Here is a 21982-nt window from a genome sequence, read left to right on the forward strand (position 1 = left end):
CTCTCCTCGGGGAAAAGGGGCTGCGTAGGGGAGGGCAGGCGTCGGTGACGCTAGCGCGGCAACTCCGTGCTACACGCGTAGAGTTGACACATTGTTATGGCTCGACGAGGGGGTTTGTCGAGCGCCCCCTCGCCGAGCCCGGGTTCCCGCGGGAACCGTCAGGTCAGCTGGTCTTGACCTTGACGGTGCCGTCGACGATCTTCTTCTTCGCGGCGTCCAGCTGGGTCTTGATGTCGTCGATGAAGCCACCGCTGGTGGCCAGGCCGACACCGCCCTTGGCGAGGGAGTAGACCTGGTTGCCGGTCAGCGGCTTGCCGTCGTGCACGGACTTGACGAAGTCGTAGACACCGACGTCGACGTTCTTGACCATCGAGGTCAGGATCGAGTTCTTGTACTTGGACAGACCCGGGATGTTGTACTGGTCCGAGTCCACGCCGATGGCCCAGGCGCCCTTGACGCCGGAGACGGCCTCGATCGAGCCGTTGCCGGAGGAGCCGGCCGCGGCGTAGACCACGTCGGCGCCGTTGTCGAGCATGCCGGACGCGGCTTCCTTGCCCTTGTCGGGGCTGGCGAAGCCGGACAGGTCGGAGCCGTGGGTCAGGTACTGGACGTCGACCTTGACCTTGGAGTTGGTGTCCTTGACGCCCTGGACGTAGCCCGCCTCGAACTTCTTGATCAGCGGGGTGTCCACGCCACCGATGAAGCCGACGTGGTCCTTCTTGGTCTTCAGCGCCGCGGCGACACCGGCCAGGTAGGAGCCCTGCTCCTCGGTGAAGGTGATGCTGTCGACGTTCTTGGCGGTCGCGACCGAGTCGATGAGGCCGAAGTTGACCTTCGGGTACTTGGCGGCGACCTTGTCGACCGAGGTGGCGTAGGAGAAGCCGACGGCGACGATCGGGTTGTAGCCGGCGTCGGCCAGGTCGGTGAGGCGCTGCTCGCGGTCGGCCTCGGTGTCGGAGCTCTTGGCGGTCAGTTCCTTGATGGAACCGCCGAACTCCTTCTCGGCCTTGTCGGCGCCGCGCGCGGCGGAGTCGTTGAAGGAACGGTCACCGCGGCCGCCGACGTCGTAGGCGAGACCGATCTTGATTCCGCCCTTGCCGCTGCTGGACGAAGCGGAGGACGAGCTGTCCTCTTCGGACGAGGTGCTGCCACAGGCTGTGGCAGTCAGTGCAAGAGCTGCGGTGGCGATACACGCAGCGGAAAGCTTGGCTACCCGGCGCACGGGAGGCTCCTTCACCTGACCTGAGCGCCTTGTCGGCGCTTCATGTGAGCACCATGCCAGTGCTCGGGCCCGGACGCCCCTGCGGCGTCGGCTTCGCGGCATCGTAACGCGCGTAGATGTCAGAAAAGGACCTACTCCAAAGCCGTTATCGATTCGAGGCAAACGGCGTCTGAACTCGGCGTCTGGAGCCGTCGCACGCACGGATTTCAATGAGTGCACGATTGGCTTACGAGCATGTTGCGCCGGGCGGCAGAACGGCCCCCGAGGGGGCCGTCCGACCAACTCCCGTGCTCAGTGCTCCGCCGCGTCCAGCAGCGCCGCCGCGGTGAACAGCTCCACACCCACGGTGATCGCGGACTCGTCGGCGTCGAAGTCGCCCTGGTGCAGGTCGCGCACGGTGCGCTCGCCGGGCGTGCGGACGCCGAGGCGGGCCATGGCGCCGGGCACGTGCTCCAGGTACCAGGAGAAGTCCTCGCCGCCGAGGCTCTGCTCGGTGTCCTCGACCGACTGGATGCCGCGTCGCGCGGTCATCGCGTCACGCAGCAGGTCGCTCACGTTCGGGTCGTTGACGACGGGCGGGACGCCGCGCACGTAGTTGATCTCCGACTTGGCGCCGTGCAGGTTGGCGACCTCGTCGATGGCGGCGACGACGACGTCCGGCGCCTGCCGCCAGGCGCCGATGTCGAGGCAGCGCACGGTCCCGGAGAGCTCGGCGTGCTGCGGGATGACGTTCGGGGCGTGCCCGGACTCGATCCGGCCCCAGGTGATGGCGAGCCCGCTGCGGGTGTCCATGCGCCGGCCGACCAGGGCGGGCACGTCGATGGCGACGCGGGCGGCGGCGGTGACCAGGTCGGTGGTCAGGTGCGGCCGGGCGGTGTGCCCGCCGGGCCCGTCGAGGGCCACCTCGAGCCGGTCGCAGGCGGAGGTGATGGCGCCCTGCCGCAGCCCGATGCGCCCGGCGTCCACCCTGGGGTCGCAGTGCACGGCGATCATCCGCCCCACCCCGTCGAGCACCCCGCCCTCGATCGCGTCGGCGGCGCCGCCGGGCAGCACTTCCTCGGCCGGCTGGAAGACGAGCCGCACGGGCCGCGGCAGCAGGCCCTGCCGGTGCAGCTCGGCGAGCACGAGGCCGGCGCCCAGCACCACGGTGGTGTGCACGTCGTGTCCGCACGCGTGCGCCCGGTCGGGCACGGTGGAGCGGTACGCGCACTCACTCTTCATGTCCGGGATGGGCAGGCCGTCGATGTCGGCGCGCAGGCCGAGCATGGGCCGCCCGCCGTCCCACTCACCGATGTCACAGACGAGCCCGGTACCGGTGGCGAGGACGCGCGGCCGAAGGCCTGCCGCCTCGAGCCGCTCCTTGATCGCGGCGGTGGTACGGAACTCCTGGTTGCCGAGCTCGGGATGCATGTGCAAGTCGCGCCGGAAGGCTACGAGTTCGGCACGCAGCGTCTCGGGCAGCATGCCGGGAAGCACGGCTTCCCCGGGTTGGTCGGCCTCGGGCTCTAGGGACATCAGTTGCTTCACCCTCTGAAGGGTAGGACGCCGGGGTGGCCAACTGACCCTCGATCAACAAAAGTTCAACCCGTTAGGCGAAGAAAAATTGGCCGCTCGACGCATGGCTGTGAGTGGAGATGGGTAAACCTGCCTTTTCTCTACGCATACCACGCTCCGGACGACCCCGGCGGTTCTGTTCGCCTGTCGGGACCGCACCGGAAGGACCGGCGCGCGTGCACACGAACACCTGATGCAGCCCCGGTGAACCTCGGGACAGCCGCCCGGCACCCGGACTAGGGTCCGGCCTCGTGAGCCTCGAAACCCCGGATTTCCTGCATGACACCCAGACCTCGTACGACGCGATCGCCCGCCCGTACACCGAACAGCTCGCCGACTGGCTCGGCGACAGACCGCTGGACCTGGCCCTGGTCGCCGGGTTCGCGGAGCTGGTGCGCGCGGGCGGTACGGCGCCCGTCGCCGACGTCGGCAGCGGTCCCGGAAACGTCACCGCCCGGCTGCACGCCCTCGGCGTGCCGGTGTTCGGGGTGGACGTGTCGCCCCGGATGGTGGCGCTGGCGCGCGAGGCGCATCCCGGGCTCCGGTTCCACGTGGGCTCGATGACCTCGCTGGACCTGCCGGACGAGACGCTGGGCGGCGTCCTCGCCCTCTACTCGATCATCCACGTCCCGGACGAGCACCTGTCGACGGCCTTCGCCGAGTTCCACCGCGTCCTGGTGCCCGGCGGCCATGTCCTGCTCGGCTTCCAGACCGGCGACGAGGACGACCGGATGCATCTGGCGGAGCGCTTCGGGCACGAGATCTCGCTCGACTACTACTTCCGTACGCCGGACACCGTCGTCGAGCAGCTGGTCAAGGCGGGTCTGCGGCTGCACACGCGCGTGCTGCGCGAGCCGGCGGACGAGGAGACGCGGCCGCGGGCGTACCTGCTGGCACGGAAGGACGGCTGAGACAGCCCCCTGGCGCGCCCCCAGCGCCCGTTCACGCCGCCGTGACGGCCGACAGGCGGGTGACGTCCCGTGCCGTGCCCGTGACCCCTGACAGGAAGCCCTGGGCGCGCGGTGAGGCGTTCTGCGTCAGCCAGGCCGGGTCGATGTCGCAGACGGCGACGCGGACCTCGGTGCCGACCAGGGCGAGGGGCAGGGTGTGCACGACGGTGGAGGGGAAGCTGAGGATCGTCCGGCCGACCGGGCCCCGGCGGGCGATCAGCTCCAGGGGCAGGTCGGGGCGGACGATCTCCAGGCCCGTCTCGACCGCCAGGCGGTGGAGCTTGTCCGTGCTCTCGCGACGATGGGCGAAGTAGCGGGTGGCGCCGTGGGCCTTCGCCAGGCTGCGGACGGCCTGCAGATAGCGGTCGCCGTCCACCACACCGGTCTCCACCAGCGAGGTGCCCACCATGTCGGCGCCCTTGGTGATGCGGGGCGGGCCGAAGCGGGCCCGGGTCCAGGCGAAGTCGTTCGCCGTCACCGTCACCCCCTCCGGCCTCTCGTCCATCGGCATGGAGGAGAAGATCTCCACCTGCCGCTTCCCGCCGGGGGTCAGCCGGCGGCGGGCCGAGGAGGAGACCGGGGCGAAGATCAGGTCCCGGGCGCCCGGGCGGCCTCCCTTGCGGTGCCAGCGCACCAGGCGTTCCCCGCGGGCGAGTTGGGCGACGAACTCCATGGTGGCCGTGCCGTCGTCGACGACGACGAGCTCGCGGGCCTTGGTGATCGTCAGCAGCAGCTGGACGTAACGGGAGAACGGGTCGCCCATCACGACCCGGCGGGCCCGGCGCAGCAGCGGGGTCAGCCCGCCGATGGTGTGGAAGGGGGCGCCCGGACCGCCGCGCGCCTCCTCCCAGCGGACCGCGTACCCCTCGTCCCGGGCCAGCTCGGCCATCCGGCGCAGCTGGCCGCGGGTCATGGGGTCGTTCGGCGACAGGACGACGACGGTGAGCCCCCCACCGGGGGTCTCCTCCGGGGCCCCGAGGGCATGGAGGTGCGCCCACTCCAGCACGTTCAGCAGCTGTACCGGGCTCTCGACGAAGGCGAGAGTGTGGGGGCCGGCTGACCCGGCGCGGGGGCTCATCTACGTACGACCGTCCCGTCGTAGAGCGTTACAGGGTGTTCAGGCTGTTCAGACGCCGACCGGCTCGCCCGCGGCGGCGGCGATCTCCGCCTCGGCGACGACGCCCGTGACGCGGCGCAGCTTCTTCATGGGGCCGAGCTCGGAGTCGTAGACCTTCTTGACGCCGTCACCGAGGGAGGCCTCGATGGTGCGGATGTCGCGGACGAGGCGGGTCAGGCCCTGCGGCTCGACGGAGGCGGCCTGGTCGGAGCCCCACATCGCGCGGTCCAGGGTGATGTGGCGCTCGACGAAGGCGGCGCCGAGGGCGACCGCCGCGAGGGTGGTCTGCAGGCCGGTCTCGTGGCCGGAGTAGCCGATCGGGACGTTCGGGTACTCCTCCTGCAGGGTGTTGATCACGCGCAGGTTGAGCTCCTCGGCCTTGGCCGGGTACGTCGAAGTGGCGTGGCAGAGCAGGATGTTGTCGCTGCCCAGGACCTCGACCGCGTGGCGGATCTGCTTCGGGGTCGACATGCCGGAGGACAGGATGACCGTGCGGTTCGTCGACCGCAGGGCGCGCAGCAGCTCGTCGTCCGTGAGGGAGGCGGAGGCGACCTTGTGGGCCGGGACGTCGAACTTCTCCAGGAAGGCGACGGCCTCGGTGTCCCACGGGGAGGCGAACCAGTCGATGTTCTTGGTCTTGGCGTACTCGTCGATCTGGCGGTACTCGTCCTCGCCGAACTCCACGCGGTGGCGGTAGTCGATGTACGTCATCCGGCCCCAGGGGGTGTCCCGCTCGATGTCCCACTGGTCGCGCGGGGTGCAGATTTCCGGGGTGCGCTTCTGGAACTTGACGGCGTCGCAGCCGGCCTCGGCAGCGGCGTCGATCAGCTTGAAGGCGTTCTCGAGCTCGCCGTTGTGGTTGATGCCGATCTCGCCGACGACATAGACGGGGTGGCCCGGGCCGGCGGTCTTCGAACCGAACGTGCGCAGACGGGAGTTGGTGCTCATGGCAGGAACTGTCCTTACTTGGTTAGGGAGTCGAGAGAGGGGCCGAGGATCCAGCTGGCGATCTCTCGGATCGCGCCGTCGCCACCGGGGACGGTGGTGACCGCACGTGCGGCGCCGCGTACCACGTCGTGGGCGCTCGCGACCGCCACGGGCCAGCCCACGAGGGCGAAGCACGGGAGGTCGTTGACGTCGTTGCCGACGTAGAGCACGCGCTCGGGCGCGATGCCCTGCTCCTCGCACCACTGCTTCAGTGCGAGGTCCTTCCGGTCGATGCCGTGCAGCACGGGAATCTGCAGCTTCCGTGCGCGGGCGGCGACGACCGGGTTCTGCTCCGTGGAGAGGATCAGCATCTTCAGGGCGCTCTTGCGCAGCGCCGCGATGCCGAGTCCGTCCCCGCGGTGCACGGAGACGAACTCCTTTCCATCGGCGTCGATCAGCACCCGGTCGTCGGTCTGGGTGCCGTCGAAGTCCAGTACGACCGCGTCGACGTCTTCGGCGGTCGGCAGCGAACCGGGGCGGTCCGCGTCGAAGAGGGGGGCCAGCGCGCGGGCGCGGGCCAGGTCGTGCGGGTCGTCGATCTCCAGCACCCGGGCGGGGTCCGTACGGACCAGTTCCGTACGGCCGAAGAAGCGGTGCTGGTGCTTGCGGAAGCCGGGGGCGTCCATCGCGTAGGCGGCGCCGGTCTCCAGGAGGTCCTGGGGGCGGTCCTGCCGGCGGGGGCGGAAGGACTTGTCGTGGTTGACGCCGTAGCCGCCGCCGGTGGCCGCGTCGGCCTCGGCGACCGTGCCGGGGACGATCTCGTCCTCCGCGTCGCGCCAGATGAAGCCGTGGAAGGGGGCCACCGTCACCGCGGTGTCCGCGCCGTTCTCGACGACCGCGCCGGCCACCCCGTCGATGTCCTCGCGGATGATGAACGGGCTGGTGCACTGCACGAACACCACCACGTCGACGGCCGCGCCGTGCAGGGCCTCGTGGGCCTCCATGGCGTGCAGGACGGCCGCCTCGGAGGTGGCCGTGTCACCGGCGATGGCGGCGGGCCGCAGCACGACCTCGGCGCCGGCCTGGCGCGCGGCGGTCGCGATGGCCTGGTCGTCGGTGGACACCACGACGTCGGTCACCAGGCGGGTCGCCCGGCACTCGCGCACCGCCCGCGCCACCAGCGGCACACCGCCGACGGGGGCGAGGTTCTTCGCGGGCACGCCCTTGGAACCGCCGCGCGCGGGAATCACCGCGAGCACCCGGCGCACCGAAGCGCCTTGGCCCGCTTCCGGGTTGGACATGGGCTGTACTCCTTGGGACGAAGACTCGGAAGGCCGTGACGGGGCGGGCGGCCGGGAACTCACAGCTCCCCCATCCGCCGGATCACCGGGGCCACGCGCTGCACCCCGTGCCGGTAGGCACCCCGTGCCGCCCGGCGCACGATCTGCCGGACCGGGCCCGGCTCCCTGTCGGCGGCGGGTGCTCCGGGCAGCGGGCTGCCGTCGGGGCCGAGATGGTGGCGGGCGAGGAGGCCGGGCAGATAGCCGGGCGCCGTCACGGGCGTGTAGTACGGGGTCAGGGGCGCCGGGCCGCCTGGCCGGTCGAGCAGCTTGGCGATGCGCTCGCGCGCCGCGTCCCACGAGGAGGCGTACGAGCCTCCCCCAGAGGGGGTACCCCCAGCGGCAACGCCCTGCCGGGCGACCCACTCCGGGTCGGGCGCCGGCCGGTGTCCGGCGTCCAGCTGGTCCCAGGAGGCGAGGCACCCGGAGCCGACGAAGTGGTGGTTGCCGAGCACCTCGCGCACACCGAGGTCGGTCAGCACGACGGTCGGAATGCGGCGGTGCAGCGACTCCAGCGCGGCCGTGGAACTGATGGTGACCAGCAGGTCGGTGCGGTCGAGGACCTCGCCCATGTTCCCGTACACCAGGCGGAAGTTGGCCGGCGGATCGAGCCGCTGGACCAGCTTCTGGTAGGGCTGCTCCTCGATGTGCGTGGTGTGCTCGCCCGGCCTGGAGCGCAGCTTCAGCAGCACCTCGCGCTGGGGGTGCAGCCGGGCGTGCTGGACCAGCCGGTTCAGCAGGTACAGACGGTCCTTGCGGCTGTCCGGGACGGACGGCTGCACGGCGAACACCACGGTGTACGGGTCGTGTTCACCCTCGTACGCGGTCCCGCCGAGGAACGGGAGTGCCACCTCGGTCACCGACGAGGCGTCGGCGCCCACGCCCTCGTACACGGCGCGAAAACGCTCCGCGTCCTGGCGTGAGTTGGCGAGGACGAGGTCCGCGCCGTGCCGCAGCAGGAGGCCGTCGGCGAGCTTCTCGTAGACGACGCCGACGTAGCCGGTGACGACGACGGGACGCCTGGTGCGGCCCTCCCACACGCGCTTGAGCCCGTGCAGCATGGCCTGTACGCCGCCGCCGACGAGCGCGAGCACGACGACGTCGTACTCCTCGTCGGCCATGGCGCGCAGGAACTCGACGGACGTGACCTCCTTGAGGGAGTCGGCCCGCACACCGACCTCCGCCAGCTGGCGGGCGGTCGGAGTCGCCCGCCCGCGCAGCAGGAATCCGCTCAGCTCGAGGCCGGCTTGCGCGTCCTCGTGAGATACGGCTTCCATGGACGGGCCCGGGGCGATACGAGCCGCGGTCAGCGCACCCCATTTCCAGCGGGTGTCGGAGTCCGCGAGTACGGCGATTCGCGTGGGCTTCGAGGTACTTGGTGGCACACCGAAGACGCTAGGAAGCAATTCCGAGGTGCGGCCCAACCGCACCTCAACAAAAAGTTAACAACACCTCGCCGAAAGCCGAACTGGCCCGCCAAATCCCCGGAAGTACAGGGGATGCACCGATCCGACACATTGAGTTCACCCACCGTATGGGCACCGGAAAGTTGCGCCGCCGGACGGCCTCCTAGGCTTCCTCACGTGCCTAAGCTTTCCGTGATCGTGCCGTTCTACAACGTGCAGCAATACGCCCCGGACACCCTCCGAAGCCTTCGATTGAACGCGCAACGGGATTTCGAGTTCGTACTGGTCGACGACCATTCGAAGGACGAAACTCCGGCCATTCTCGAACGTGCGGCCGAGGAACTCTCGGACGTCGCGCAGGTGCGTTATATCCGCCATGAGAAGAACGGGGGACTCGCCACCGCGCGCAACACCGGCCTGGACGCGGCGCAGGGCGAGTACCTGACGTTCCTGGACGGCGACGACTGGCTGGCGCCCGGCTACCTCTCCGAACTGGTGACGGCCATCGAGGAGTTGGGCTGCGACTTCGTCCGCACCGACCATGTGCAGGCGACCGCCCGCGCGCGGAGCGTGCACCGGGTGCCGATCGGCCGCCGCTGGGAGGTCTTCAACCCGCGCGAGGCGATCCTGCCCGCCGACCGCAGCACCTCCGTGGACTACGCCTACGCCTGGGCCGGCGCCTACCACCGCCGTCTCCTCGACAAGGGCCTGCTGCACTTCACCGACGGGCTGCGCACGGCCGAGGACCGGCCGTGGATCTGGAAGCTGCACCGCGAGGCGGAGTCGTTCGCCGTGTTGAGCCTGCTCGGCGTGTTCTACCGGCGCGGGGTCGCCTCCTCGCTGACCCAGATCGGCGATGTCCGCCAGCTCGACTTCATCCGCGCCTTCGACCAGGTCATCGAGGAGACGGCGCAGGACCCGGACGCGGACCGGCTGCTGCCGAAGGCGGTGCGGACGTACTGCGCGATCATCGCCCACCACCTCGCGGACGACAGCAAGTGGGAACCCGCCGTGGCCAAGCAGCTGCGGGCCATGAGCGCGGCGGCGATCAAGCGCATGCCGCAGGACGCGCTCGGCGACGTCCTGGAAACCATGGACATGCACCGCTCCTCCAAGCTGCGCCGGCTGCGGCGCCGGGTCACGACTGCGAAGGCGGCCGCCTGATGTCCCGTACCACCCGCATCTTCTGCGTCTCGACGCTGTACGGCGCCGCCACCCTGGCCGCCGCCCTCGACTCCGACTGCTTCAGGGAGCGGGACGGGCAGGAACCGGCGCGCCGGCTGCTGCTGGTGTTCAACAACTCCGCGACCCCGGAGACCACTCCGCCGGTCGACGAGATGCCGGGCTTCGAGCCGTTGCGCGGCCACTTCGACGCCGTACTGTCCTGGAACGAGGCCATCCGCCCCTTCCACCCCGGCGCCTGGACCCCGCGCGCGGACGACGTCCCCCTCTTCGAGCGCTATCTGCGGCTGCTGTGGGACCTGGGCGAGGACCGTGTGGAGCTGGTCCTGGAGTCCATCCAGGTCACGCCCGCCCTGACCGTGGCCCAGCTGTTCACCGACGCGCCGGTCGACGTCTACGCCGACGGCCTGATGAGCTACGGGCCCACCCGCAACAAGCTGGACCCACTGGTCGGCACGCGCGTGCGGCGGCTGCTGCACCTGGACCTGGTGCCCGGGCTCACGCCGATGCTGCTGACCGAGTTCGAGGTGCCCGCGCAGGTCGTGCCGACGGAAGCCTTCCTGAAGGTGCTGGGCGAACTCACCGCGTCCGTACCGGAGTTGCCCGCGCTGCCCGACAACTCGGCGCTGCTGCTCGGCCAGTACCTGTCCGCGCTGAACATCCTCTCCCCCGAGGAGGAGGAGGACCTGCATGTGCGGATGATGCGTGGGGCGGTCGAGCGCGGCCACCGGGCGATCGTCTTCAAGCCGCACCCCACCGCGCCGGCCCGCTACAGCCGCGCCCTGGAGAGCGAGGCCGAGAAGCTCGGCGTCGACCTCACCGTCCTGGACGTGCCCGTCCTCGCCGAGGTGCTGTTCGAGAAGTCGCCGCCCGGGCTGGTCGTCGGCTGCTTCTCGACGGCCCTGTTCACGGCGTCCGCGTTCTACGACCTCCCGGTCGCCCGCATCGGCACCGAGCCGCTCCTGGACCGGCTGACCCCCTACCAGAACAGCAACCGGGTGCCTGCCGTCCTCGCCGACGCCGTGATCCCCGACCTGGAGGGCCGCAAGGGCGAGGCTGCCGTCGCGGCGGACACGCTGGCCGGGCTGGTCGACGCGCTCAGCTTCACCATGCAGCCGCAGATCCACCCGGGCCTGCGTCAGGCGGCGGAGCGGTATCTGTCGAAGCACCTCGGGCCGCGCACCAAGCGGTACTTCCGCAGGAAGCGCCTCACCTCGCTCGGGCTGCCGGGCGGCATCCCGGAGCGGCTCGCCTTCCTCCCCCGCAACTCCACCGCGCGCCGGGTGGTGCGCCGGGCGCGGGCGCTGAAGAAGGCTGTTCGCCGCTGAGCCGGTGAAGCACGGCACGGCGACCGCCGCCCGGCCTGGAGAAGGCGGGCGGCGGTCGGTTTTCGCGGGCCGTACGGCGGTGTTCAGCCGCCCAGGACGACGCGCAGGTCGGCGGCGTTCGCCTCGGTGACCTTCCACAGTTCCTGCTGGCGGCCGTGCACGTCGGCCACGGTCTTCGCGTGGTCGGCGAGGAGGTCCTTGGAGCGCTCCACCAGGCGTGCGGCGAGGTGGCGGTCGTGGACCGAGACCCCCCACTCGGGGCGCTCGATGTCCCGCAGGAAGTACGCCATCTTCGGGTGCGAGATCAGGCTGATGATGGGCGTGCCGCAGCCGAACGGGATCATTCCCGCGTGGCCGCGCATGCCGATCACCAGCTGGGTGCGGGCGTACAGGTCGCGGATCTCGTCGTTGTCGAAGTCGTACATCGGGATGACGGGCAACGAGATGCCGTGCTCGCGGCGCAGGTCGAAGGCGATCTTCTCGTCGTCGAGCGAGTGCGCCGCGCACTTCACCTCGGCCAGCTCGCCCAAGTCCCGTACCGCCTGCGCCATTTGGGACAGGAAGTAGTCGTAGTCGTGGCCGAAGCGCAGGCCCGCGCGGTCGTAGGCGGCGTTGATCAGGATCGTGTCCTCGCGGTGGGCCGGGTCCTGCCAGCCCGCCACCAGCTGCCGGGTGACCGTCGTGGGGCACGGCTGGAAGCGCACCTTGTCGTGCAGGTGGGCCGGGAGCATGGCCCGCACCTTCTCGATCGAGCCGTGGTTGCGCAGCCCGAAGAAGCTTGCGCGCTCGACGAGTTGACGCAGCGAGGAGCGGAAGCGGCCGGCGCGGTAGGACTGCCCGTCGAAGGCGTTGAAACCGACGGCGAACACCGCGACGGGCACGTCGATGCGGGCCAGCAGCTCGTCCGGGACGTTCCACTGCCAGGCGCTGTTGCCGTTCGGCATGGTGTCCGGGATGAACAGGCCGCCGCCGCCGATGACCAGGCCACGGCGGGAGTTGACGCGCTCCAGGGCCGCCTCGTCGAACAGGCGGTGGGCGTGCACGGAGTGCCAGCGCCGGGAGGTGGTGTCCGGGCCGAAGGCGAGGCGGACGCTCTCCGGGAGGAGCTTGTCGCCCGCGTTGCCCTGCCGGTCCATGTAGAAGGCGACGTGGGCGAGTTGGTCCTCGGCGGCGCCCTGTTCCTGGGCGGGCACGGAGGCCGCGCGCTGCACCCACAGACGGCTGGGCCGGTGGGTGGGGTCGACGGAGATGCCGGCCGTGGCGTGCTTCAGGGCCTGGGCGTTGTCGCCGTGCACCCAGGAGATCTGGGCGAGACGGGCGTAGGCGGTGGCGGCCCGGTTGGGGGCGGCGGTGGCGAGCAGCAGCTGGGCCTTGGCCTCCTCGTACCGGGAGACGCTTATCAGCGCGTGGCCGAGGACCTCGTGCGGCCACGCCTCGTCGAGCGGGATGCGGACGCTGCTGAGGATGTCGACGGCGTCCTGGTAGTCGCCGGCCCCGATGTGGGCGGCGGCGACCTTGCGGGCCACCTCGACGTCGCCGGTGCGGGCGACGTGCGGGGTGCCGTAGTGGACGAGCAGGTCGTGGTGGAGGGCGCCCTGCTGCTCCAGGTAGGCGGCCTGGAAGTCGCCGTCGGACAGCTCGAACTCCCGCCAGCGCTCCTCGGCCTGGCTGTAGCCGGCCTCGCCGCCCTGCCAGGGCTTGTGGCGCCCGGTGAAGTGCAGGATCGCGGTGTCCTCGGGGACGGGCAGGTCGCCGGAGAGCCGCCGCTTGACGAAGTTGTAGCGCGCGTCGAGGCGGACGAAGTCGCCGTCCAGGACGGAGTTGAGGATGCCCTGGTCGTGCTTGTCCAGCTCGTAGTCGCCCGAGCGGCCGCACTTGTCGAGCCGGGCGCAGAACTCGTCGCTCAGATACTCGCGCTGGATGACCAGCAGCCCCGAGTTGAGCTTGTGCTGCCCGTAGAAGAACTGCGGGACGGCCGCCAACCCCGCGCGGAGTTGGAGCAGTTCGGTCAGGTCACCCAGGACGACCATGTCCGTGTCGAGGGTGATGACGGTGTCGTACTCGCGGATCCTGAAGACGTCGAGGATGAAGTACGCCTTGCGGACCAGGTAGTTGTCCTGGTCGCCCTTCCGGTACGAGTCGTAGTGGTCGGCGTCGACGCGGCGCATCACGATGCGCGGGTGCAGGGCGCGGATCTGCGCGATCGAGCCGGGACGCAGGTCGTCGTAGAGGACGACGAAGTCCTCGCACACGCCCGGGTTGGACAGGGCGAGGCTGCGCAGCAGGGCGAGGAAGCCGGGCAGGTAGTTCTCGTCGACGAAGGCGGCGAAGGCGACCCGCCGCTTACCGGTGATGTCGTGCGCGGCGGTCGCCGGGGCCGAGGGGGCGGTGGCCCGGGCCGGGGAGGTCGTGGTCATCGCAGGGATATCCTCGTGTCGGTCGCGCTCTGGGCCCGCTGCATGACCCATTCCTTCTCGCTGGTGTATTCGTGCACGGACGTGATGGCCAGCTTCATCGCCTCCGGCACGCGGTAGGCGCCGCTCTCGTAGAAGTCGAAGCCGATCAGGTCGAGCTTCGGGCTGACGTCCAGGAAGTCCAGCAGCCACAGCATGTTGAAGCCGGTGGTGGGAATGCCCGACCAGACGTCGCCACCGACCTGGCCGATGGTGCGCACGGGCCAGCGCAGCGACTCGTCGCCGAGGTAGGTCTGGGCTCCGGGCACCAGACGGTTGCGCAGCGAGTACTTCCAGTCGCCGGAGACACCGCCGAAGACGAGCCGGGTGGTGACCTGCTGGTCCCAGTTGAAGCCGTGCTTGTGGATGGTGGCGTGGATGTCGGTGCGGCTGCCGGTGTGCTTCGGGTCGATCCGGTACGAGTTGAAGCGGACCACGAGGTCGTACGCGTCGATCTCGGCACCCATCGAACTGGCGCCCACCCGGCCGGAGTTGGCGATCAGGCAGATGGACTTGCCGGCGATCCGGTTGCGGAACTCGCCGAGGCCGATCCACTGCACGCCGCCGACGGTCGGGTCGGCGACCGGGCCGCGCATCCGGGCGCGGCGCTGCTCGGCGTAGAGCGCGAGGGCCTCGGTGAGGGCGGCGAGGTCGATGCCGGGGGCGGCGGTGCGCAGGTCGAGGTACTGGCTGAGCAGTTCCTGCCGGTCGGCGACCGGGGCGTCCTCGGCGGTCAGCGCGAGGAGCGCTCCCACCAGGCGCGGCTCGGCCTCGGCCCAGTCGCCGACGGCGTGCGCGGCCAGGCCTTCGGCCCACACGTCGGTGGCGGGGCGCCGGGTGAACTCCTCGGCGCGCGGGCTCTGTTGCCGCAGCAGCCCCAGCAGCTCGCGCTCCTTCTCCCCCGCGATGCGCAGACCGGCGATCCGGGCGCGCACGCCGAAGCCGTCGTCCTGGGTGAGCTCGAGGTACTTCTCGTACGCCTGCAGCGCCTCGGCCTCGTCACCTAGGGCCTCCAGGAGACGGGCGCGCAGCCGCCAGCCGGCCCGGGAGTTCTTCCGCTGGGCGAGCACGGTGTCGCTGATGACCAGGGCGAGGTTCAGCTCGTCGTCGTAGCCGCACTCCAGCGCCTTGTTGGCGACGGCGAGCAGGGCGTCGAGGAGTTCGGCGGGGATGTCGGACGCCGGGGTCGCGGCGCCCTTGACGGCGCGCTTGAGCAGCGCGGTGGCACCGCCCGCCGGGGCGGGCGCGGGGGCCGTGGTGGCGGTCGTGCCCCACACGACGAGCAACTTGCGCAGCTGTTCGGCGAGTTCGACACGGCGCCGGTCGATGCTGCCGACGAGTTTGCCGCTGTGCGCCGCGCAGGCGCGCAGACAGTCGTCCAGCTCCCCTCCACGTGCCCGTCCCCGTTTTGTCTGGACCCTCGTCATGACGCTCCTGGGTGATGACCAAGTCATTGCTGTGAGGTGACGCTGATGACCGAATCGGTTGGTGGGTTTACCGAGGCGTGGGGGGATGCTGGGAAAAATTAGGTAGCGAAAGCGACTTCCAGGTGAACCGCCAGGTACCAAAGAACGAATCGTTCGCCCGTCAACCAAGTCTTCTTCACGATTCGGACCATTCGTCGTCACCGATGGCCGTCACCGATCGCCGTCACTCCGAGGGGGCGTACCGCGTCTCGATTCCGGCGACCACCAGCGCCAGACCCTCCTCGAAATGCCGGTCGTAGCCCTCGAAGATCTCCGCGCCGGCCGCGGCCGCGAGGGGGAAGTCGGCCAGCAGGCGGGCACGTTCCTCGACGTCGTACCCCTCGCGGCGCCGGCCGGGCAGGGGCTGGACGCCCTGCTCCTCGGTGACGAAGCCGATGGTGTACGAGTACGCGGTGGAGTTCGCGCGGACCGTCTGGGCGAGGGTGAAGCCGGCGGCCGTGAACAGGCGCAGGTTCTCCTCCATCTCCCGCGCGTGGTCGACGCCGGTGAACCGTGAGCCGCTGAAGACCTTCGCGCCGTCGCGGTAGGCGAGCAGGGCCGCGCGCAGTCCGCGGTTGGACTTCAGCAGCCGTTCCTGCCAGGTGTCGGCGGGGTCGAGGGCACTCCCGGCGACCATCCGGCGGTACATCTCCGTCGCCATCTCGTCGAGCAGCGCCTGCTTGTCCTTGAAGTGCCAGTACAGAGCGGGCGCCTTGACGTCCAGCTCTCTGGCGATGGTCCGCAGGCTCAGGCCGTCCAGGCCGACCTCGTTCAGCAGCTTCAGGGCGGTGTCCGCGACTCGCTTGCGGTCGAGGGGCGCGCGTCGTTCCGTACTCACGCTTGACAGCTTAACAGCGTTAAGGGCACCCTCGGAGTCGACGGCACTTAACATCGTTAAGGAGAGTGGATCATGAGTGCTGCGGATGTCGTGATCGTGGGCGCGGGCCCGACCGGTCTGGCCCTCGGCGTCGACCTCGCCCGGCGGGGAGTGGACGCGCTGGTGGTGGAGAAGGCGGACGGGCTGTTCCCGGGTTCGCGCGGCAAGGGCATCCAGCCGCGCACCATGGAGGTCCTGGAGGACCTCGGTGTCCTGGACGCGATCCTCGCGGCCGGCGGGCCCTACCCGGTCGGGATGATCTGGCAGGACGGCGAGCGGGCGGGCGAGCACCGGATGTTCGACCCGGCCGAGGTGAAGGAGGCGGCCGGGGACTCCGCGTTCACCGAGCCGTGGATGGTGCCGCAGTGGAGGACGCAGGAGATCCTCTTCACGCGGCTGAAGGAGCTGGGCGGGAGGGTGGACTTCGGCCGGGAGGTCGTCGCGCTCGACCAGGACGACACCGGCGTGACCGTGCGTTTCGCGTCCGGGCCCGATCTGCGCGCCGGGTACGTCGTCGCCGCCGACGGCGGCCGCTCGGCCGTGCGGCGCGCGCTCGGGATCGACATGACAGGAGAGACGGTCGACCCGAACCCGGTCCTGGTCTGCGACGTGCGGATCACCGGCCTGGACCGCGACAACTGGCATGTGTTCCCGCCGAGCGGAGAGGGCGACGGCTTCCTGGCGATCTGCCCGCTCGCGGGCACGGAGGACTTCCAGCTGGTCGCCCAGTTCCCGGAGGGGACGGAGGTGGACCTGTCCCTGGACGGCATCCGCAAGGTCGCCGCCGCCCGCTCGCACCTCGCCCCCGAGGACATCACGGAGGTCCGCTGGGCCTCGGACTTCCGCCCCCGGGCAGCCCTGGCGGACCGCTTCCGCTCCGGTCGGGTCTTCCTGGCCGGCGACGCGGCCCACGTGCACTCCCCCGCCGGCGGCCAGGGCCTCAACACCAGCGTCCAGGACGCCTACAACCTGGGCTGGAAGCTGGGCGCGGTACTGCGCGACGGGGCGGACCCGGCCCTGCTGGACTCCTACGAGGAGGAACGGCGCCCCATCGCGGCCCAGATGCTCGGCATCTCCACGGGCGTACACCGCGGCGAGGTCCGGCGCGGCGCGGCGACGGTCCAACTGGGCCTGGGATACCGGGAGTCGTCGCTCACGCAGGACACACGGGACGCCGTGGGCACGGTACGGGCGGGAGACCGCGCTCCGGACGGGACGGTGGAGGGCGTACGGCTCTTCGACGCGTTCAGGGGGCCGCACTGGACGCTGGTGGCGCTCGGCGTGGCTGCGCCCGGGCTCCCGGAGTCGGTGCGTGTCGTCCGCGGGAGCGCCCAGGAGCCGTACGGCAAGGGGCTGTTCCTCGTACGGCCGGACGGCTACGTCGGCTGGGCGGGGAACTCGGCGGCCGGGCTCGGGGAGTACGTCGCACGGTTCGGTTCCCACACGGTCTCCTGAGAGGGCCGGCTCCGGCCCTCGTCGGGGTCGGTGCCGATCAGAAGGCGTCCGACGGGACGTAGGTGCCCCACACCCCCCGCAACGCGTTGCACACCTCCCCCACCGTCGCCCGCGCCCGCAGCGCCTCCTTCATCGGGTACAGAACGTTGTCCTCGCCCTCGGCGGCCTTCTTCAGGGCCGCCAGGGCCGCGTCCACCGCCGGCTGGTCGCGCTCGGCGCGGAGCTTCGCCAGGCGCTCCGCCTGCCGGGCCTCGATGGCCGGATCGACGCGGAGTGGTTCGTAGGGCTCCTCCTCGTCCAGCTGGAAGCGGTTGACGCCGACCACGACCCGCTCGCCCGAGTCCGTCTCCTGGGCGATGCGGTAGGCGCTGTGCTCGATCTCGTTCTTCTGGAAGCCGTGCTCGATGGCGGAGACCGCCCCGCCCAGATCCTCGACCCTCCGCATCAGCGCGACGGCCGCCGCCTCCACGTCGTCCGTCATCTTCTCGACGACGTACGAGCCCGCGAACGGGTCGACCGTCGCCGTCACGTCCGTCTCGTACGCCAGCACCTGCTGGGTACGCAGGGCCAGGCGGGCGCTCTTGTCCGTCGGCAGGGCGATCGCCTCGTCGAAGGAGTTGGTGTGCAGGGACTGGGTGCCGCCGAGGACCGCGCCCAGGCCCTGGACCGCGACCCGGACCAGGTTCACCTCCGGCTGCTGTGCGGTCAGCTGGACGCCCGCCGTCTGCGTGTGGAAGCGCAGCATCAGGGACTTGGGATCCTTCGCACCGAACTCGTCCCGCATCACCCGGGCCCAAATGCGCCTCGCCGCACGGAACTTGGCGACCTCTTCGAGGATCGTCGTCCTCGCCACGAAGAAGAAGGACAGGCGGGGCGCGAAGTCGTCCACGTCCATACCGGCGGCGACTGCCGTGCGGACGTACTCGATGCCGTCGGCGAGCGTGAAGGCGATCTCCTGTGCGGGGGACGCGCCCGCCTCGGCCATGTGGTAGCCGGAGATCGAGATCGTGTTCCACTTCGGGATCTCCGCCCGGCAGTACTTGAAGATGTCCGCGATCAGGCGGAGGGAGGGCTTGGGCGGGAAGATGTACGTCCCCCGCGCGATGTACTCCTTCAGCACGTCGTTCTGGATCGTGCCCGTGAGCCGGGACGCCGCCACGCCCTGCTCCTCGCCGACCAGCTGGTACATCAGCAGCAGCAGGGCTGCGGGCGCGTTGATCGTCATCGACGTCGACACCTTGTCCAGCGGGATCCCGCCGAACAGCACCCGCATGTCCTCGACCGAGTCGATCGCCACGCCCACCTTGCCGACCTCGCCGTGCGCGATGGGGGCGTCGGAGTCGTGGCCCATCTGCGTGGGCAGGTCGAAGGCGACCGACAGGCCCATCGTGCCGTTGGCGATGAGCTGCTGGTAGCGGGCGTTGGACTCCGTCGCCGTACCGAAACCGGCGTACTGGCGCATGGTCCACGGGCGGCCCGTGTACATCGACGGGTAGACACCGCGGGTGAAGGGGTACGCCCCGGGCTCGCCCAGCTTCTGAGCCGGATCCCAGCCCTCCAGCACCCCGGGCCCGTACAGCGGTTCGATGGGCAGTCCGGACTCCGACTCGCGCGCCATGATGTGATGCCTCCCGCTCAGCGACCACTCGGGTGGGTGGACTCACCACAATGCCCCGCCGTTCGCAACCAGTCATCCGCGGGGAACATCTCAGGTGACATCCGTGCGGACGGCTGAGACGAGGGGGGCCTCGATGCGTACTACGGGCATGGGGAGATCGATCGCCGCCGCGGCGGCACTCGCGGCCCTGGTCACGGTGTGCGGCTGCACGGTGCAGGGCGCGGACGGCAAGGGTCACTCGCCGGTGCACATCCAGTTGCCGAGCAGCAGGGCCCCCTCCACCAAGGCCGACGACAAGCCGAGCGCGTCCCCCTCGAAGGCCGGCCCCGCCGTCCTGTGGTCCCCCGGCGACTCCGGCGGCGAGGTCCGCGAACTCCAGGCCCGGCTGCGCCAGGTCGCCTGGCTCTACGACGGCCCGACCGGGACGTACGACGACCTGACCGAGGACGCGGTCAAGGGGTTCCAGGGCAAGCGCGGGCTGCCGAAGACCGGGCGGACGGACACCGTCACCTGGCAGCGGCTGCTGAAGATGACGCACGAGCCGGGCAAGTGGGAGCTGTACCTGATGGGCGGCCAGCCCGCCGGCGCACCCGATCCGCGGTGCCTGACCGGACGGGTGCTGTGCATCGACAAGTCGAGCCGGACGCTGCGCTGGATGATCGCCGGGCGGACGGTGTCGACGATGTCGGTCCGCTTCGGCGCGACGGGCACCCCCACCCGGGACGGCGTGTTCCAGGTCTACTGGAAGTCCCGCCACCACTGGTCGACGCTCTACGACTCGTCCATGCCGTACGCGATGTTCTTCAGCGGCGGCCAGGCCGTGCACTACTCGTACGACTTCGCGGCCCGCGGTTACGCCGGCGCCTCGCACGGCTGCGTCAACGTCCGGGACGAGGCGGCGATCGCGGATCTGTACGGGCAGGTGCGCAATGGCGACAAGGTCGTCGTCTACTGGTGAAGTCCCGTGAGCGGGAAGGACGTTAGGGGCGCGGGCGGGACCGGGGGAACGTGTCCCGCCCGCGCCGGGGTGCACGAGCCGTGGGTACGGGGGGAACCCCGGCTCTGTGCGACGGCCGATGACCAGTCGGCTCACTCAGTACTGCGCAGGTGCGGCCGAAAACGTTACTGGCGGGGCGAAGAAAACCTCACAGACCGCGAAACCGCAGGTCAGAGCGCGGTCAGAGGGCGCTGTACGTCGGCGAAGGCGACGGAGCCCGCGTCGGCAGCAGCCGACTCGGCTGGAGGGGCGGGCGGGAGGACTGCGTGGCGGTGCCGCCGATCACGCCGGGGCCTATGTGGTGGCCGTCGCCGTCACCGCCCTGGTCGCCCTGACCGTCCTGGCTGCCGTACCCGTCCCGGCCGCCACCGTCGCCCTTGCCGTCCCGGCTCTGGCTCTTGCCGCCGTGGGCCGTGCCCTCGGTGACGGCGAGGACGTACTTGCAGTACTTCCACACGCGTCGCGGGTTGGTGCCGCCCGCCGCGCCCTCGAGGGCGCGCCTGCGGTCGGCGCTCAGCTCCTTGCCGTCGCGCACGTCGCGGCAGGCCGAGGGGGCACCCCTCCACCAGCCGCCAACGTTGCCATTCTTCTCGTCGGAGCCCGGCTTGGCGGAGGTGTCGCCGCCCGACGGGCCGCCCGGGGTCGCCGGGGCGGTGGAGCCGCCGGTGGAGCCGTCGGGCGTGGGCTCGCCCAGGGCGCCGTTCGGCGAGGGCGACATGAACGGGCGCTTGGGGGTCGCGCCGGCCGAGACCGAGGCGCCGGGGCCGGGCACGTCGTTGCCGAAGGGCGTCGGGAACACTCCGCTTGTCGCCGCGAACGCGACTCCGCCGAGCATGCCGGCCGCGAGCACCGCCGTCAGCCCGAAGCGCGCGGACCGAAACCGGCGGGAGCGCCCGGTGCCCGGGCCGCCGCCGATGCGGACGAGCCCGGCGTCGGAGGCCGAGGGGCGGGCGCGGTGACGGCCTACGGTGTCCTGCGCGGCGCTCCCGCCGGACCGCGCGAGGCGGAAGGCGGCCAGCGCGGCGGCCTCGCCGGGGAGTTCGGCGCTGCTCAGCGGGGGCTCGGCGGTCAGCTCGCCGAGGGTTTTCGCGAGCCGTTCCGCCTGGTCACGGGCGACGGCATCGACAGCTTCCAGTGACTCACCGCGCAGCAACGCCTCCGCTGTCTCACGGTCCAGCCATCTGTAGTGCTCGTCGGCCATCACATGTCCTTCTGCGTCCGCGCACGCATATGCGTCACACTCGCGGACGTCACCGCACGGTCGTGCGGTTCTCGCTGGGGCGGCAGTCCGTCCAGACCGCCGATCGATTCCGGATCCTCGCCGAGCAGTTCGGCCAGACGCTTCAGACCGCGGTGCGCCGCCGTCCGTACGGCGCCGGGGCGCTTGCCGAGCGTCTCGGCGGCGGTCTTGGCGTCGAGGCCCACGACCACGCGCAGCACGACGGCCTCGGCCTGGTCCTGCGGCAGCCGGGCGATCAGGGAGAGGGTGTGGTCGGTGGCCAGGGACTCCATGGCTTCGCCCGCGGTGTCGGACTCGGCGGCCCTGCCGGTCAGTTCCGTCTCGTCGCCGCCGATCGCGGGGCGGCGGCCGCGCATGCGTATGTGGTCCAGGGCGCGGTTGCGGGCTATCCGGGCGGCCCAGCCGCGGAAGCGGTCCGCGTCGCCGCTGAACCGCTCCAGGTCACGGGCGATCTGCAGCCAGGCCTCGGACGCGACGTCCTCCGCGTCCGGGTCGCCGACCAGTGTCCGGACGTATCCGAGCAGGCGTGGGTGCACCGCCCGGTACACAGTCCGGAACGCGGTCTCGTTCCCGTGCTGTGCCGCAAGCACCGCGGCGGTCAGCTCCGCGTCGTCCCCCAGCACCAGTGGTTCCTCGTTCGATGGTCGCGGCGTCGAGGCCGCCGATCGTTGCGATGATCATTCGTCTTCCGCGCCCGGCGCGAAAGGCACGTTACGACCTGAAACCGCTGCTCGTCCATGTCCGTACAACATGCAACCACCCTGTGACGGGGCGCTCTGTGCCCGGGGTGTGACAGAAACCGCACTCATGGCGCTGTAGAAAGTACGGGCCGCCGCGCGGCCCGTGCCGC

The 21982-nt window shown here is 70.8% G+C and carries 17 protein-coding genes; 5 read left to right on the forward strand and 12 right to left on the reverse strand.

All coding sequences use genetic code 11. From position 1 onward, the window contains the following. Nucleotides 1–163 precede the first annotated feature (163 nt). Both OG303_RS20105 and OG303_RS20110 read right to left on the reverse strand, forming a co-directional pair. Nucleotides 164–1222 carry a BMP family protein gene (locus OG303_RS20105; RefSeq protein ID WP_405869787.1) on the reverse strand — a complete coding sequence of 353 codons (1059 nt, stop codon included), beginning with the start codon at nt 1220–1222 and terminating at the stop codon, nt 164–166. A 291-nt stretch (nt 1223–1513) separates the two neighbouring features. Further along, complete coding sequence (locus tag OG303_RS20110; RefSeq protein WP_405869788.1) at nt 1514–2737, reverse strand: M20 family metallopeptidase; 1224 nt, start codon at nt 2735–2737, stop codon at nt 1514–1516. 290 nt (nt 2738–3027) lie between these two features. Here OG303_RS20110 and OG303_RS20115 point away from each other — a divergent pair, with 290 nt between their 5' ends. Then, entirely contained in the window at nt 3028–3687 is a 660-nt protein-coding gene (locus OG303_RS20115; protein ID WP_405869789.1) for a class I SAM-dependent methyltransferase, read from the forward strand. 31 nt (nt 3688–3718) lie between these two features. Here OG303_RS20115 and OG303_RS20120 read toward each other — a convergent pair whose 3' ends face one another. The 4 genes from OG303_RS20120 to OG303_RS20135 are packed head-to-tail and all read right to left on the reverse strand — an operon-like array spanning nt 3719 to nt 8495. Beyond that, complete coding sequence (locus tag OG303_RS20120; RefSeq protein ID WP_405869790.1) at nt 3719–4804, reverse strand: hypothetical protein; 1086 nt, start codon at nt 4802–4804, stop codon at nt 3719–3721. Nucleotides 4805–4852: 48 nt separating this feature from the next. Beyond that, nucleotides 4853–5791: an N-acetylneuraminate synthase family protein gene (locus OG303_RS20125; protein ID WP_405869791.1), complete on the reverse strand. Its 939-nt coding sequence runs from the start codon at nt 5789–5791 to the stop codon at nt 4853–4855. Nucleotides 5792–5805: 14 nt separating this feature from the next. After that, nucleotides 5806–7071 carry a cytidylyltransferase domain-containing protein gene (locus OG303_RS20130; protein WP_405869792.1) on the reverse strand — a complete coding sequence of 422 codons (1266 nt, stop codon included), beginning with the start codon at nt 7069–7071 and terminating at the stop codon, nt 5806–5808. Nucleotides 7072–7130: 59 nt separating this feature from the next. Further along, a complete protein-coding gene (locus tag OG303_RS20135; protein ID WP_405869793.1) occupies nt 7131–8495 on the reverse strand; it encodes a DUF6716 putative glycosyltransferase in 1365 nt (454 codons plus the stop codon). 198 nt (nt 8496–8693) lie between these two features. Here OG303_RS20135 and OG303_RS20140 point away from each other — a divergent pair, with 198 nt between their 5' ends. Continuing rightward, nucleotides 8694–9680: a glycosyltransferase family 2 protein gene (locus tag OG303_RS20140; protein WP_405869794.1), complete on the forward strand. Its 987-nt coding sequence runs from the start codon at nt 8694–8696 to the stop codon at nt 9678–9680. Then, nucleotides 9680–11026, forward strand: a complete 1347-nt coding sequence (locus OG303_RS20145; RefSeq protein WP_405869795.1) for an alpha-2,8-polysialyltransferase family protein — start codon at nt 9680–9682, stop codon at nt 11024–11026. Before OG303_RS20140 ends, OG303_RS20145 begins: the two co-directional genes overlap by 1 nt. Before the next feature lie 83 nt (nt 11027–11109). Here OG303_RS20145 and OG303_RS20150 read toward each other — a convergent pair whose 3' ends face one another. The 3 genes from OG303_RS20150 to OG303_RS20160 all read right to left on the reverse strand — a co-directional run bounded on the left by OG303_RS20150 (nt 11110) and on the right by OG303_RS20160 (nt 15783). Next, on the reverse strand, nt 11110–13443 hold the full coding sequence (locus OG303_RS20150) for a glycosyltransferase (protein ID WP_405869796.1): 2334 nt from the start codon (nt 13441–13443) through the stop codon (nt 11110–11112). Continuing rightward, complete coding sequence (locus OG303_RS20155) at nt 13440–14906, reverse strand: glycosyltransferase family 29 protein (RefSeq protein ID WP_405869797.1); 1467 nt, start codon at nt 14904–14906, stop codon at nt 13440–13442. Before OG303_RS20155 ends, OG303_RS20150 begins: the two co-directional genes overlap by 4 nt. A gap of 223 nt (nt 14907–15129) precedes the next feature. Next, nucleotides 15130–15783, reverse strand: coding sequence for a TetR/AcrR family transcriptional regulator (locus OG303_RS20160; protein WP_405869798.1), 654 nt, complete (start codon nt 15781–15783; stop codon nt 15130–15132). Between the two features lie 72 nt (nt 15784–15855). Here OG303_RS20160 and OG303_RS20165 point away from each other — a divergent pair, with 72 nt between their 5' ends. Next, on the forward strand, nt 15856–17277 hold the full coding sequence (locus OG303_RS20165) for an FAD-dependent oxidoreductase (protein ID WP_405869799.1): 1422 nt from the start codon (nt 15856–15858) through the stop codon (nt 17275–17277). Between the two features lie 37 nt (nt 17278–17314). Here the strand turns inward: OG303_RS20165 and OG303_RS20170 are convergent, their stop codons facing one another. Then, nucleotides 17315–18895, reverse strand: a complete 1581-nt coding sequence (locus OG303_RS20170) for a methylmalonyl-CoA mutase (protein ID WP_405869800.1) — start codon at nt 18893–18895, stop codon at nt 17315–17317. Nucleotides 18896–19028: 133 nt separating this feature from the next. Between OG303_RS20170 and OG303_RS20175 the strand changes: the two genes are divergently transcribed. Beyond that, a complete protein-coding gene (locus OG303_RS20175) occupies nt 19029–19853 on the forward strand; it encodes a L,D-transpeptidase family protein (RefSeq protein ID WP_405869801.1) in 825 nt (274 codons plus the stop codon). A 220-nt stretch (nt 19854–20073) separates the two neighbouring features. Here OG303_RS20175 and OG303_RS20180 read toward each other — a convergent pair whose 3' ends face one another. Together OG303_RS20180 and OG303_RS20185 are read right to left on the reverse strand one after the other, a co-directional pair. Then, nucleotides 20074–21093 carry a hypothetical protein gene (locus tag OG303_RS20180; RefSeq protein WP_405869802.1) on the reverse strand — a complete coding sequence of 340 codons (1020 nt, stop codon included), beginning with the start codon at nt 21091–21093 and terminating at the stop codon, nt 20074–20076. Continuing rightward, complete coding sequence (locus tag OG303_RS20185; protein WP_405869803.1) at nt 21093–21755, reverse strand: RNA polymerase sigma factor; 663 nt, start codon at nt 21753–21755, stop codon at nt 21093–21095. Before OG303_RS20185 ends, OG303_RS20180 begins: the two co-directional genes overlap by 1 nt. Nucleotides 21756–21982: the final 227 nt, after the last annotated feature.

The sequence above is a fragment of the Streptomyces sp. NBC_00005 genome, assembly GCF_045160215.1.
Lineage (GTDB): Bacteria > Actinomycetota > Actinomycetes > Streptomycetales > Streptomycetaceae > Streptomyces.